At 66.8% G+C, this 13,419-nt stretch carries 12 protein-coding genes; 4 read left to right on the forward strand and 8 right to left on the reverse strand.

What is annotated here, in order from left to right; translation table 11 throughout:
* The first annotated feature begins 62 nt into the window (after window positions 1-62).
* Window positions 63-713 (forward strand): DsbA family oxidoreductase, encoded by a 651-nt coding sequence (locus tag ABZ677_RS17540; protein ID WP_037194731.1) that lies wholly within the window; start codon window positions 63-65, stop codon window positions 711-713.
* A 108-nt stretch (window positions 714-821) separates the two neighbouring features.
* On the opposite strand, the gene ABZ677_RS17545 is transcribed toward ABZ677_RS17540, so the two are convergent.
* Window positions 822-1,460 carry a TetR family transcriptional regulator C-terminal domain-containing protein gene (locus ABZ677_RS17545; RefSeq protein WP_052048002.1) on the reverse strand — a complete coding sequence of 213 codons (639 nt, stop codon included), beginning with the start codon at window positions 1,458-1,460 and terminating at the stop codon, window positions 822-824.
* A gap of 49 nt (window positions 1,461-1,509) precedes the next feature.
* Between ABZ677_RS17545 and ABZ677_RS17550 the strand changes: the two genes are divergently transcribed.
* A complete protein-coding gene (locus ABZ677_RS17550) occupies window positions 1,510-2,541 on the forward strand; it encodes a GntG family PLP-dependent aldolase (RefSeq protein ID WP_358371574.1) in 1,032 nt (343 codons plus the stop codon).
* 51 nt (window positions 2,542-2,592) lie between these two features.
* Here the strand turns inward: ABZ677_RS17550 and ABZ677_RS17555 are convergent, their stop codons facing one another.
* The 4 genes from ABZ677_RS17555 to ABZ677_RS17570 form a co-directional block, all read right to left on the reverse strand.
* Window positions 2,593-3,741, reverse strand: coding sequence for a pyridoxal phosphate-dependent aminotransferase (locus ABZ677_RS17555; protein WP_358371577.1), 1,149 nt, complete (start codon window positions 3,739-3,741; stop codon window positions 2,593-2,595).
* A 178-nt stretch (window positions 3,742-3,919) separates the two neighbouring features.
* Window positions 3,920-5,170 carry a phosphoribosylamine--glycine ligase gene (gene purD / locus ABZ677_RS17560; RefSeq protein ID WP_358371580.1) on the reverse strand — a complete coding sequence of 417 codons (1,251 nt, stop codon included), beginning with the start codon at window positions 5,168-5,170 and terminating at the stop codon, window positions 3,920-3,922.
* A 78-nt stretch (window positions 5,171-5,248) separates the two neighbouring features.
* A complete protein-coding gene (locus ABZ677_RS17565) occupies window positions 5,249-7,300 on the reverse strand; it encodes a glycosyltransferase family 39 protein (protein WP_358371583.1) in 2,052 nt (683 codons plus the stop codon).
* Window positions 7,297-8,553, reverse strand: a complete 1,257-nt coding sequence (locus ABZ677_RS17570; protein WP_094739872.1) for a bifunctional glycosyltransferase family 2/GtrA family protein — start codon at window positions 8,551-8,553, stop codon at window positions 7,297-7,299. The genes ABZ677_RS17565 and ABZ677_RS17570 overlap by 4 nt, the downstream gene beginning before the upstream one ends.
* Window positions 8,554-8,667: 114 nt before the next feature.
* On the opposite strand from ABZ677_RS17570, the gene ABZ677_RS17575 reads away from it, so the two are divergent.
* Window positions 8,668-9,093, forward strand: coding sequence for an HIT family protein (locus ABZ677_RS17575; protein WP_094739873.1), 426 nt, complete (start codon window positions 8,668-8,670; stop codon window positions 9,091-9,093).
* 10 nt (window positions 9,094-9,103) lie between these two features.
* On the opposite strand, the gene ABZ677_RS17580 is transcribed toward ABZ677_RS17575, so the two are convergent.
* A complete protein-coding gene (locus tag ABZ677_RS17580) occupies window positions 9,104-9,625 on the reverse strand; it encodes a helix-turn-helix domain-containing protein (RefSeq protein ID WP_037194510.1) in 522 nt (173 codons plus the stop codon).
* A 74-nt stretch (window positions 9,626-9,699) separates the two neighbouring features.
* Here ABZ677_RS17580 and ABZ677_RS17585 point away from each other — a divergent pair, with 74 nt between their 5' ends.
* Window positions 9,700-11,082, forward strand: coding sequence for an MFS transporter (locus ABZ677_RS17585; protein WP_358371588.1), 1,383 nt, complete (start codon window positions 9,700-9,702; stop codon window positions 11,080-11,082).
* On the opposite strand, the gene ABZ677_RS17590 is transcribed toward ABZ677_RS17585, so the two are convergent.
* Window positions 11,065-11,721, reverse strand: coding sequence for a response regulator (locus tag ABZ677_RS17590; protein WP_358371591.1), 657 nt, complete (start codon window positions 11,719-11,721; stop codon window positions 11,065-11,067). The genes ABZ677_RS17585 and ABZ677_RS17590 overlap by 18 nt on opposite strands.
* A complete protein-coding gene (locus ABZ677_RS17595; RefSeq protein ID WP_094739877.1) occupies window positions 11,718-13,382 on the reverse strand; it encodes a sensor histidine kinase in 1,665 nt (554 codons plus the stop codon). The genes ABZ677_RS17590 and ABZ677_RS17595 overlap by 4 nt, the downstream gene beginning before the upstream one ends.
* Window positions 13,383-13,419 lie beyond the last annotated feature (37 nt).

Consider the following 13,419-nt stretch of genomic DNA (forward strand, 5'->3'; position numbering starts at 1 on the left):
ACCTCCCGCGTGCCGGCCCGCCGCGTGGAATAACCGCGGCGCATTCCGATGTTGCAGCCGCCGTGAGCCGAACAGTGAAGGTCGACATCTGGTCCGATATCGCGTGCCCGTGGTGCTTCGTCGGCAAGCGTCGTTTCGAGGCAGGCGCTGCGGAGTTCACCGCCGGGGGCGGAACTCTGGAGGTGGAGTTCCACTCGTTCGAGCTGGCACCCGACACACCTGTCGACTTCGACGGCAGCGAGGTCGACTTCCTCGTCTCTCACAAAGGAATGCCGGCCGCCCAGGTCACGCAGATGTTGGGGCAGATGACCGAGCTGGCCGCAGGCGAGGGGCTCGCATACGACTTCGACGCCTTGCAGCACACCAACACCGTCAAGGCGCACGAGCTCCTGCACTTCGCCAAGTCGAAGGGCAAGCAGGTCGAGATGAAGGAACGGCTCCTGGCGGCCTATTTCGAGGAGGGCCGCCACGTCGGCCGCACCGATGACCTCGCCGACCTTGCCGCGGAGGTCGGCCTCGACCGTGACGAGGTGGTCGAGGCACTGAAGTCCGAGCAGTTCCTGCCGGCAGTGCGCGCGGACAAGGAACAGGCCATCGCCTACGGGATCAGCGGTGTGCCGTTCTTCGTGATCGACGGACGGCTCGGTGTGTCGGGCGCGCAGGCCCCGTCGGTATTCGCCGACGTCCTGCAGAAGGCCGCTGCCGACTCATGAGCGGTCCTTTGGAGATGGTCGGCGACGACCACGGCCCCGTCTGCGAAGACGGTGTGTGCGAGGTGCCGCCGATCCGAGACGCAGACTCCGGCGAGACCGACTAGCAGTTCAATCGGCCGGCACCTGTTCCGCCGGTGCCACGATGTCGATGACGGCCAAGAGCATGCTTCGGGCCATGTGGCGCGGGTCGGGGTCCACTTCGCTGAGCGCTCCGACGACGGCCCCGTCGACCACTGCCACGAGTCGTCTCAGTTGCTCTTCCTGCACGGTTCGGCCCGATCTGCGAAGCACATCGGTGAGCAGGTCGTCGATCTGGGCGCGCAGCCGCAGTTGCACCTCTCGCAGTTCGGGATGCCGGGCCGAGGCGATGAAGCGTTCGTATCTCGCGATCAGCTGCTCATGGCCGTCCTGGGGCCCGATGAGCAGGTCGACGATGAGGTCGACCGTCGACTCCATCTCGTTCGAGCACTTGCCCTCGTCGTCGATGCGACCGCGCATCACGTCGATCTCGCGCGTCCCGACGACGTCGACCGCCGCGGCTACCAGGTCTCCGAGGGACTCGAAATAGTAGGTGGTCGACGCCAGCGGCAACCCCGCTCGTGCGGCCACCGATCGGTGCCGCACCGCGTCGAATCCGCCCTCGACGAGAAGGTCCGCAGCGGCCGACGCCAATGCCTGGCGGCGGCGCACCCCCTTCGGAGTCGCACCCGACACCTTGTGCTGCGACTCGGTCGGACCTGCGGACATTCAAGTCATCGTGCCAGCTCGAGGCCATTCGTCGGACTGCTTTCGCGCTATGGAATTGTCGTCACTCGTGGCACATCGAACGATCGACCTTCGCTCCGACACCATCACCCGACCCGATTCGGTCATGCGAAAAGCCATGGCCGACGCCGAAGTGGGCGACGACGTCCTCGATCACGATCCGACGATGGCGGCGCTGGAAGAAGCAGTGGCAGGGTTGCTCGGGCTCGAGTCGGCACTGTGGGTGCCGTCGGGCTCGATGGGCAACATCATCGCGCTGATGCTGCATCTGCAACGCGGCGATCGCTTCCTGGCACCCGAGCATGCGCACGTGCTGGGTTCCGAGCTCGGCACCGCCGCATGGCTGGCAGGCGGGATGCCCGACGCCCTCCCCCACGACGGCGGCCCCGGACGCCCCCTCGCGTCGACGGTGCGCGCCAAGGCCGGCGGCGCAGGGCCGTACTTCTCGCTGCGGACCACGCTGCTGTCGCTCGAGAACACCCACAACTTCGCCGGTGGTGCCGTGTTCGGCCCGGACGAATGGTCCGAACTCGTTGCCGTCGCACGTGACTCGGGTCTGAAGATTCACCTGGACGGCGCGCGACTGTGGAATGCCGCTGTGGCCCTGGATGTTCCGATCGCGTCGCTCACTGCAGGCGCCGACACGGTGCAGGTCTGCCTGAGCAAGGGCCTCGGTGCACCCGTCGGCTCGATGTTGGTCTCGGACTCCGCACGTATCCACGAGGCGCGACGTGTCCGAAAGATGTTGGGCGGCGGCGTCCGTCAGGGTGGCGTGTTGGCCGCCGCCGGGCTCGTCGCATTGGGTCGCATCGGTGACCTGGCCGAGGATCACGCCAACGCGTCCGCACTCGCGTCCGGGCTGCGCGAGCGAGGCTGGGAGGTGGCGGAACCGGAGACGAACATCGTCCTCGCAACGGTTCCCGACCCGGCGACGACGGTCACCGAGCTGGCCGAGCTGGGCATCGCCGCGGTGACCGTCGCGGGCAAGGTGCGCTTCGTGACCCACCGCGACGTCGACGCCTCCGATATCTCCGAGGTACTGGAGCGGCTGCGCCGCACGTGAACGCCGTGCCTTCCTGTCGTTCCGCAGCGGAACGACCCCAAGGCACCTCACTCACATGCGACGAAGTCGCTCCAACGCCTCCTCGACGTCGGACGTGGTGCCCGCGAACGAGAATCGCACCGTGTGGTTCCCGCGGACGGTGTCGAAGTCGACCCCGGGTGCCAACGCGACACCGGTCTCCGCCAGCACTCGGGCGCACCAACCACGCGAGTCGTCGGTGAGGTGCGCGATGTCGGCGTAGACGTAGAAGGCACCATCGGCCGGTGCGAGATCGGTGATGCCCATGGCCGGCAGACCGTCGAGCAGAATTCGGCGGTTGACTGCATAGCGCTCGACGTGTGAATCCAGCTCTCGGCGTGATTCTTCGGTGAACGCGGCGATGGCGGCAACCTGAGAGATCGCCGGTGGGCAGACCGTCATGTTCGACGCCAATCGTTCGACGGCCCTGCGCAATCGGGTCGGCAGCAGCATCCACCCCAGCCGCCATCCGGTCATCGAGAAGTACTTCGACACCGATCCGATGGCGACGGATTCCGTGGAGGTCTCCCAGGCGCTCGACGTGCGCGCGTCCCCGTAGGCGATGCCGTGGTAGATCTCGTCGGAGATCAACAGGGTTCCGTGCTCGTCGCACCAGCGCGCGATCGCAGCCAGCTCGTCGGGGTCGATGATCGTGCCGGTGGGGTTGGCGGGGCTCGCGATGATCAGACCCGCGGGCGGCTCGGGCAGTTCGTCGAGCATGGCGACGGTCGGTTGGAACCGCGTCTCTTCCACGCAGTCCAGTTCGACGACGCGGCAGCCCAACGCGGCCAACGTGTTTCGATATGCCGGATAGCCAGGCCTCGCCATGACGACGGTGTCGCCGGCGTCGAACGCAGCGAGGAACAGCAACGTGAACGCGCCCGACGACCCGGTGGTGATCACCACGTCCGCGGCGTCGACGGTGATGCCGTACCGCGCGCTGTGGTACTCGGCGATCGCACGACGCAGCGGCAGAATTCCGAGCGTCTCGGTATACCCGAGCAGGTGCGCATCCAGGGCCTCGCGGGTAGCGCGCAAGACCGGCTCGGGTGCCCGGGTGGAGGGTTGACCTGCAGCAAGCGAGAGCACGTCGCCGTGAGTGCGCGCCCGCTCGGCCGCTGCGGCGAAGACATCCATCACATGGAACGGCTCGACCTTCGATCGCTGCGATTCACTGTGCATTGTTTCGACCCTACCGACGTCGATTCGCTCGGTACCTCGAGCCGTAGCAAACGCGCGCGCATTTGCCATGTGCGCGCAAAACCGCGTCGTTTCGGAGGCGATTCTGCGCGCATCCGACGAATGCGCGCGCGTTTGCCCCCGACGACCGGCCTCGACAAACCCGGCCGACGCAGCGCACCTACAGCGCGATTCGACCCTCCACCGCAGCCAGGCCGATGTCCGTGCGAAAGTGGCTGCCCGGCAATCGGATTCCCGCGATACGGGAGTAGGCATCGTCTCGGGCGGCGGTGAGGTCGAATCCGGTGCCGACCACGCTCAGCACGCGTCCGCCCGCAGAGACGACCGCGCCGTCCTTCACCGCGGTGCCGGCATGCAGGACGCCTGCGCCCTCGGAGCCCAGGATTTCGTCACCGGTGCGCGGTCGACCGGGATAGTTCTCGGCGGCGATGACGACGGTGACGGCAGCACCGTCCTTCCAACGCAGCGGCGGAAGTGACGCAAGCGTGCCGGTTGCGGTCGCAATCAACACCTCACCGATGGGCGATTCGAGCAGCGCGAGCACCGCCTGGGTCTCGGGATCGCCGAAGCGGCAGTTGAATTCGACGACCGCCGGGCCGTCGGCACCCATCGCCAGACCGGCGTACAGCAGACCGGAGAACGGCACGCCGCGCTGCACCATCTCGACGGCAACGGGCTTCACGACATCGCGGACGATTTCCTCGACGGCACCCTCGGGCAACCACGGCAGCGGGGTGTACGCACCCATGCCACCGGTGTTGGGTCCGGTGTCCCCGTCGCCGACGCGTTTGTGGTCCTGCGCGGGCAACAGCGGCACCACGGACTCGCCGTCGACGAGGCAGAACAGGGACACCTCGGGGCCGTCGAGGAACGACTCGAGCAGAACCGGGTGGCCGTTCTCGAGGAGCTCCGCCGCGTGATCGCGAGCGATGAGGCGATCGGTGGTGACGACGACACCCTTGCCTGCGGCCAGGCCGTCGTCCTTGACCACCCAGTTGGGGCCGAAACGGTCGAGGGCTGCGTCGAGCAGGGCAGGCGAGTCGACGATTTCACTGTGCGCGGTCCGCACACCCGCCGCTGCCATGACGTCCTTGGCGAAGGCCTTGGACCCTTCGATGCGGGCGGCCTCGGCGGAGGGACCGAACACGGCGATGCCGGCCTGACGGAGAGCGTCGGCCACGCCGAGGACCAGCGGAACCTCCGGTCCGATGACGACGAGATCGGCTTCGATCTTCTTCGCCAACGCGGTCACCGCCTCACCGGAGGCGACATCGACCGCGTGCTGCTCGGCGAGCTTCGCGGTACCTGCGTTGCCGGGAGCCACGAAGAGCTTCTCGACCGACGGATCGGCCTTCAACGCAAGAAGGAGGGCGTGCTCACGAGCACCGGAACCTATGACTAGTACGCGCACAGTGCATCAGACTATCTGCTCGACGCGAAAGCGCCCCGCACCTGTCACGGCGCGGGGCTCTTTCGTGGTGGTCCGGTGTTACTGGGTGAGGTCGTAGAACGTCACGTTGTCGACCGTGGTCGCGGTGAAGTTCTCGGTGACCCAGGCGGAAATTTCCGCCGAGGTACCCGACTCCATGCCCGGCATGCCGCCGCCTCCGATGAAGTAGTGGATCTCTCCGTCGGCGACGTACTGCTGGAATTGGGCGAGGGTCGGCGAGGGGTCGGTGCCGTTGAATCCACCGATCGGCATGACGGGATCCTCGGTGGCCAGTTGGTAGCCCGCCGCGGTGTTGGCTCCGATGGCCGCTGCCACCCAGGTGTAGGAGTCGGCGTCCTGCTCGAGCATCTCGGTGATGGCCGCAGTCGGTGCACTGCCTTCGAGCAGACCACCCATACCGCCGCCCATACCCCGAGCCGTTCCGCCCATCTCGGCCCCGCCGTCGCCGCCGGCAGCCCCCGCCTGACCCGGGAAACCCGCAGGCGGTTGCATTCCGGCAGGCAACTGAACCCCGGCAGGCAACTGCATACCGCCGGGCATTCCGCCCGGGCCGCCCCGACCTTCGCCCATACCGCCGAATCCGCGGATACCGGTGTTCGGACCGGCCGAGACGATGGCACCGGTGTGCGGAGTATCGATCGTGTCGACCGCGTAGGCCGTCGGCCCGGCGAGTCCGGCGAACATCACCGCCAGGATCGACGCCGCCGCCAGCCTGCCGCGGGTCAGCGCAGGAACGAGCAGTGCTACCGCTGCCACAACTCCGACGACGACGATCGCCCACTTCAGCCATGGCACGAAACTCTCACTGCGACCGAGCAACACCCACGCCGTCACGACGGTCGATGCCACCGCGACGGCCATCGCGATGCGTACCCAGTACGTGTCGCGTCGACGCCACAGCACCACACTGCCGATGCCGATCAGCGCGGCGACGGCGGGTGCGAGCGCAACGGTGTAGTACGCGTGGAAGATTCCGGCCATGAAGCTGAACGTCAGACCGGTGACGAGAAGCCAGGATCCCCAGACGATCAGCGACGCGCGTTGCCCGTCGGTTCGAGGTGACCTGCCGCGCAACACGAGTCCGACGACGAGCAGGATCAGCGCCGCCGGGATCAGCCAGGCGATCTGGCCACCCTGGGAGGAGTCGAACATACGGAAGATTCCGGTTTCTCCCCAGATCCCACCGGGCATCCCACCCGCCATTCCGCCGGGCATGTCCGCGCCCATACCGCCGCGCCCGGGAGTGACACTTCCGGTCTCGTCGCCACTGAGGCGACCGAATCCGTTGTACCCGAGCGTGAGTTCCAGAATCGAATTGTTCTGCGAGCCACCGACCCATGGCCGGGAGGACGCCGGCCAGAATTCCACGATCAGAATCCACCATCCCGCCGAGACGAGCATCGCGCCCAGCGCGCCGAAGAGCTGCCACAGCCGGGTGAGGAACTTGGGCGGCCCGGCGATCAGGTAGGTCAGAGCCAGCGGCGGTACGACGAGCATCACCTGGAGTTGCTTGGTGAGGAAGCCGAATCCGACGAACATGCCGGTGATCAACAGCCACTTGGTCTTTCCGGTCTCGACGCCTCGCAGCAACGCCCAGACCGAGGCGATCATCAGCAGCACCAGCAACGCGTCGGGATTGTTGAACCGGAACATCAGTGCGGCAACCGGAGTCACGGCCAGTACCAGGCCGGCGAGCAGACCCGCCGATCCGCCGAAGCGCCGCTTGACGGTCGCTCGCAGCAGTGCCACGGAGGCGACGCCGAGGAGGGCCTGCGGGACCAGCATCGCCCAGGTGTTGAGTCCGAAGATGCGCACCGACAACGACATCAACCACAGCGACATCGGGGGCTTGTCGACGGTGATCGAATTGGCCGCGTCGGAGGAGCCGAAGAAGAAGGCCTTCCACGACACCGAACCCGCCTGTATCGCAGCGGAATAGAAGGAGTTGGCCCAGCCCGACGCGCCGAGTCCCCAGATGTAGGCAACGCCGGTTCCGAAGAGCAGAGCCACCAGCCCGATCAGTTCCCAACGTGGGGACGTCACCGGTGTGGAATCGGCAGCCGCGGAGGGCCGCTCGATCGTCGTCGTCACAGGCTCTTCTCCGAACTCGCGGACTCCGAGCCTGCGTCGGAGGAACTACGGAAGACCCACCGCAGGGCGACGAATCGGCACACCGTGGCAACGAGATTGGCGACGATCAGGACGGCGAGTTCGACGTGCCGGGACACATCGGGCACCCAGGCATGCAGTACCGCGAGCGATCCACTGGTGACGAGCAGGGCGAAGCCGAAGATGGCCAGTCCCTGCAGTTGGTGCTTGCCTGCACCATCCGATCCACGGACGCCGAAGGTGAAGGCGCGGTTGGCCGCGGTGTTGAGCACCGCGGTGATCAGCAGTCCGAAGAAGTTCGCGGCCTGCGCGCCGATCAACGAGTGCAGCACGAGATACAGCAGCGCGTAGGCGATGGTGCTGGCGACGCCGATGATGCCGAATCGCACCATCTGACTGATCATTCCGTGCGGTACTCCGGGCACGAGCGGCTCCCGTCCCAGGCTTCGACGCAGTTCGGCGACGGGCAACACTCCGGTGGCCAGGGCGCGGCCGACGCGCCAGCATCCCTGCAGGTCCTTGACGGCGGTATCGACGATGTTGACGCTGCTGTTCGGGTCGTCGACCCAGTCGACGGGGACCTCGTGGATACGCAGGCCGACTTTCTCGGCGATGACGAGCAGTTCGGTGTCGAAGAACCATCCGGTGTCTTCGACGAGCGGCAGCAGTTGCCGGGCCACATCGGTGCGCATGGCCTTGAAACCACACTGCGCATCGGAGAATCGTGCTCGCAGCGAGGTACGCAGAATGAGATTGTAACTGCGCGAGATGAATTCACGCTTCGCACCGCGGACCACCCGGGACGATCGGTTGAGCCGAGATCCGATGGCGAGGTCCGAGTGACCGGACATCAGCGGCGCGATCAGCGGCATCAGAGCGTTGAGGTCGGTGGAGAGGTCGACGTCCATGTAGGCCACGACATCGGCGTCCGATGCCAGCCAGACGGCCTTGAGTGCTCGTCCGCGACCCTTCTCGTCCAGGTGATGGACCTGAACTCCCTCGATCTCGTCGGCGAGCCGATGTGCCACCGCGAGGGTGCTGTCGGTACTGGCGTTGTCGGCGATGGTGATTCGCGACCGGAACGGGATCCGCTCTTCCAGATGCTCGTGCAGACGACGAATGCACTGTTCGAGATCCGCCTCTTCGTTGTATACCGGAATGACCACCTCGAGAGTGGCCGTGGCGTTCGAGCCGGGCCGCTGGCCTGCTGCTCGTGCGAGGGAATTCGTTGTCATGACGACAACGATCGGGCCCGGACCTTGAATCGCCCTGCGACCGACCTGGCAATTACCTGGGAGCCACGACCACTGGTAGGGCCCCGGTCGAGTCGGGTAGGGCATCCTGTTCCCATGGCTTCCATTTTCAGCAAGATCATCGCCGGTGAGATTCCCGGACGTTTCGTCTGGCAGGACGACGACGTGGTTGCGTTTCTGACGATCGCGCCGGTCACGCAGGGGCACACGCTGGTGGTTCCGCGTGAGGAGATCGACCAGTGGCAGGACGTCGACGGTGCCGCGTTCGCCAAGATCACCGCCGTCGCGCAGATCATCGGCCAGGCCGTCCGGACCGCGTTCGACGCACCGCGCGCCGGTCTGCTGATCGCCGGGCTGGAGGTTCCGCACCTGCACCTGCACGTGTTCCCGGCGTACGACATGGGGAACTTCGACATTTCGGGTGCCGATCCGAATCCGTCGGCGGAGTCGCAGGACGAGGCCGCGGCCAAGCTCCGAGCAGCGTTACGCCACCTCGGGCACGAGGCTCACGTCCCGAACTGAGACATCTCGCTCACCGCAGCGGCACCAACAGCCGTCGACGCGTCCTGAGCTGCATGGACACGTCGTCCGATCGGGTGTCGGGGTCGTAACCAGGGCCGATGTCGGTGTCGATGTCGTGCGGTCCCGGCGCGAGCCCGCATTCGGGGCACATCCCCAGTGGTCCGAGGTCGGTTCCGCAGGGCGCGTGGATGAATCGACGACGCTTCCCTGCGGGTTTCGCGGTCTGTTCCTCACCCCAGTAGCTCAGGGCGAAGACGGCGGGCCACAGTCCTTCGAGGGCGGCTGTTGGCACGTAGTTCTCGCGTCCGCCCTCCGATACACGAAGTCGTTCGAGCAACCCGGCGTCGACCAATGCGCCGAGTCGCTGAGCGAGGACGGCCTTGGAGATGTCGAGGTGGACCTGGAAATCACCGAAGCGTCGAACGCCGAAGAAGCAGTCGCGAACGATGAGCATGGTCCATCGCTCGCCGACGAGTTCGAGGGCACGGGCCAGGGAGCAGTCCTGGCGGGCGTAGTCGATTCCGAGTGCCATGCCGCGATAGTACAGTCTGTTGACCGAACCAAGTCGGGCGTTTACAGTTCGATCACCAGACCACAAGGACAACGATGACCGATACTGCCCCCTCGCCCGCCGGCACTGCGAACAGCACCCGCGCACTCACCATCGCAGCGCTCGGCACCCTGCTGACCCTGATGGCGTTCACGGCACCGCTCGCGACCATCAACAGCACCGCGGCAGACCTGATGTCCGACGCCGCAGGACGCACCTGGATTCTCAGCTCCATGAGCATCGGCCTCGCCGCGGCCCTGCTCACCACCGGCACCGTTGCCGACGACTTCGGCCGTCGACGCACGTTCGCAGTCGGTGCAGCCGTCCTCGCCGTCGGCGCGATCGCCTGCGCGCTCTCGCCGAACACGCTGATCTTCGTCGTGGCGCGCATCGTGCAAGGCCTCGGCGGCGCGGCCGTCATCGCGTCGAGTCTCGGCATCATCGCCCACACCCACCCGGCCGGTCCGGTGCGCGCGAAGGCCAGCGGCGTGTGGGGCGCGAGCGTGGGTGCCGGAATCGCTCTCGGGCCCTTGCTCGCCGCAGTATTGGATCGCTGGGCAAGTTGGCGTGAGGCCTACGTGGTGCTCACGATCGCCACGCTCGCGCTGGCCGTCGCCGCACACCTGCTCGTCGAAGAATCCAGGTCCGACGCCCCGCGTGGCCTCGATCCGATCGGCGCGCTGCTGTTGGCGACGGGCATCGCCGCGTTGCTGGCCGCGCTGGTCGAGGGCAGGCAGGGCTGGACAGCCGTCACCCCGATCGTTCTGTTCGTCCTCGCGGCTCTGTTGCTGGCCGCTTTTGTGGTCCTCGAATTACGCAGCGCCACAGCGATGCTGGATCTCGCCCTCTTCCGACACCCCCCGTTTCTGGCCGCGACGGTCGCCGCGCTGGCCACCGGCGGCGGAATCATCGCTCTGATGTCGTACATGCCCGGATTCCTCGGAACCGTACTGGGAATCGATGCGCTCGGTGCCGCTCTGCTGCTGTTCGGCTGGTCTGCCACGTCCGTCGTCACCGCTTTGCTTGCCCGCAGGCTGCCGGCGTCGCTGAGCGGTCGGACACAACTCGCCGTCGGTCTGGTCGGCGTCGCGATCGGCATGGTGATGCTGACGGGGTTGTCCGAGAACGCAACCTGGTCGCGGCTGCTCCCCGGACTGCTCGTGGCAGGCATCGCGAGCGGAGTACTCAACGCCGCACTCGGGCGCGAGGCCGTGGCCAGTGTTCCCGCCGGGCGCGGCGGAATGGGCAGCGGAGCCAACAACACCGCACGCTACGTCGGTTCCGCAATCGGGGTCACCGTCGTTGCGGTGGTTGCCGTTCCGGCCGGCGACCACAGCGCGACTGCTCTGACCGAAGGCTGGAACACGGCTGCTCTGGTCACTGCCGCGATCTCGGTTCTCGGGGCCGTGGTCGTGGCGGCCTCACGCTCCCGGCGGTAGCGAGTACTCCTGCTCCGGCCTCCCGGTCGATCCGTAGCGCAGCTGCATGCGCAGTCGCCCCTTGGACACCAGGGTTGCCAGATAGCGCTGGGCCGTCGCGCGTGAAATGCCGATGGCCGCAGCAACTTCACCCGCGGACATCGGCTCGGCCGTCGTGCGCACCGCGTCGAGCACCAGATCACGGGTGACGGACTGCGAGGACGGCAGCGGTGCCGCAGCGCGCGGCCGGAGCGCGTCGAGTCCGCTGTCGATGTCGGCCTGGCTCAGCTCGTCCGAACGGTCGAGTGCGCCGCGGTATGTCAGGTATCCGGTGAGGCGATCGACCAATGCCGAGCGCGGAAACGGTTTGATCAGATACGTCCAGGCACCCGCGGTCATCGCCGAGCGAACCGTCTGCTGATCCGCCGCAGCGGAGAGCACCACTGCGTCGCACTCGAGTTCGCGCACCAGGTCGATTCCCGATCCGTCGGGCAGATAGACATCGACCAGCGCCAGATCGAACGACTGCGCCGATGCCAGCTCCCGAGCCTGGGCGATACTCGTCGCCACCGCGGCCACCTCGTAGTTGTCCAACGAATTCACCAGTGCGGCATGCAGATCCGCGACCCGGAAATCGTCGTCCACGACCAGTACTCTCATTGCGACACCTCGTCGGTCAGTAGTGCATCCGGGATCGACGCGATGAACACTGCGCCTCCTCGTTCGTTCTCCTCGGTGATCTGCCCACCGACATCGGCCAGCGTCACGTCGCCGCCGCGGGTGCGCGCGATCTGCCGACTCAGCGCCAGTCCCACTCCTCGACCGCCGGGCGAGTCGGCCGTCGACTTGGTCGAGACTCCCTCCACGAACACCTGATCGAGCTCCAGATTCACCCCGTCGCCGGAATCGACGACCACGATGTGCAGGGTCGAACCGTCCTGCACCAGTTCCACTTCCACCTCGGCCGGCCGCCTGACTCCCAGCCTGGCAGCGTCGATCGCGTTGTCGACGAGATTGCCCAGCACAGTCGTCACGTCGACCGGAACGGCCACCTCTCCCCCGACCCAGGTGTTCTCGCCCAACACCATTCGGACTCCGCTCTCGCGGGCGTGCGCGGCTTTGGCCGTCAGGAACGACCGCAGATAGGCGTCGGCCACGGCATCGATACCCTCGACGGTTTCCGATCTCGGCCCCACCCCGAGAATCTCGTCGATGTACTGCGACGCACGGTCCGGGTGACCTTCGTGCAGCAGTCCGCTGACCAGATGCATCCGGTTCGCGAACTCGTGGCGTTGGGCCCGCAGCACTGCCGACATGGACTGCACCGCGTCGAGCTGACGCGTCAGTGTCTCCACGTCGGTCCGGTCACGCACGGTCAGCACCGTACCCAGATTACGATTGTCACGCAGCACTTTTCGGGCGGAGGCGATGACGACCACCTCGTCCACGGCGGCGAGTACCGGCTCGGACGTCGGGGATTCGATGACTTCGAGCAGCCTCGGGGTCAGGCCGATGTCCTCGATGCGCATCCCCGGCTTACCATCGATCGAGAGCAGGGTGCGCGCCTCGTCGTTGACGACCGTGACGACTCCATCGGGGTCGATGGCGACCACACCCTCGCCGATGCCGTGCAGCACGGCTTCTTGTTCACGGACCAGTTCGGCGAGCTCCTCCGGCTCGAGCCCCAGCGTCAGCCGCTTCCACCTGCGCGCAAGCAGAGTCGAACCGATCAACCCGAGCAGCAGCACGGCACCGGTCACCAACGCGCCGTTGATCAGATCCTTCACCAGCTCGGTGCGCACGGCCGTGGTCGAGATACCGACACTCACTTCGCCGATCACCAGGTCGGTCGAACCGAGCGCCAGCACAGGCACTTTCGCGCGTACGGAGTCACCCAGAGTGCCGCGCTCCTGCTCGACCACCTCGTTGCCGGCCAACGCCCCCGACGGATCGGTGCTCACCCGCTGACCGAGCACCGTCGGATCGGGGTGCGCCAACCGCAGACCCCGATCATCGGTGATGACGACGAACAGAGCGTCGGTGCGATTTCGGGCCCCCTCGGCCGCGCGCTGCAACGCCCCGCCCGCCAACACTCCCGCGGGCGCGGCATCGGTGCCCGCGGTGTCGACCGCCGAGAACTGCTCGACGAGCGAGCGCACCTCCGGGTCCGACGCCACCGTCCGGGCGACCGCGAGCGCACGTTCGCCGTACTCCTCGCTCGCCTGCCTGCCACTGCTGATCGCGAACACCCCGAACGCCACTGCCAGGGCCACCGCCACCAGCGCTGCCTGCAACAACAGCACCTGGGTCCTCAATCGCACCCACCCAGGCTATGCGTCGGGCGGGCTCGAGCACAAT

Source organism: Rhodococcus sp. NPDC006774, from assembly GCF_040636045.1.
GTDB lineage: Bacteria > Actinomycetota > Actinomycetes > Mycobacteriales > Mycobacteriaceae > Rhodococcoides.

Bases quoted from the DNA above. Each gene is read 5' to 3' on its own strand.
- ABZ677_RS17545 (WP_052048002.1), bottom strand. From the start codon at position 1,460: ATGTCCGCAGGTCCGACCGAGTCGCAGCACAAGGTGTCGGGTGCGACT.
- ABZ677_RS17590 (WP_358371591.1), bottom strand. From the start codon at position 11,721: ATGAGAGTACTGGTCGTGGACGACGATTTCCGGGTCGCGGATCTGCAT.
- ABZ677_RS17570 (WP_094739872.1), bottom strand. From the start codon at position 8,553: ATGACAACGAATTCCCTCGCACGAGCAGCAGGCCAGCGGCCCGGCTCG.
- ABZ677_RS17555 (WP_358371577.1), bottom strand. From the start codon at position 3,741: ATGCACAGTGAATCGCAGCGATCGAAGGTCGAGCCGTTCCATGTGATG.
- ABZ677_RS17585 (WP_358371588.1), top strand. From the start codon at position 9,700: ATGACCGATACTGCCCCCTCGCCCGCCGGCACTGCGAACAGCACCCGC.
- ABZ677_RS17575 (WP_094739873.1), top strand. From the start codon at position 8,668: ATGGCTTCCATTTTCAGCAAGATCATCGCCGGTGAGATTCCCGGACGT.
- ABZ677_RS17550 (WP_358371574.1), top strand. From the start codon at position 1,510: ATGGAATTGTCGTCACTCGTGGCACATCGAACGATCGACCTTCGCTCC.
- ABZ677_RS17580 (WP_037194510.1), bottom strand. From the start codon at position 9,625: ATGGCACTCGGAATCGACTACGCCCGCCAGGACTGCTCCCTGGCCCGT.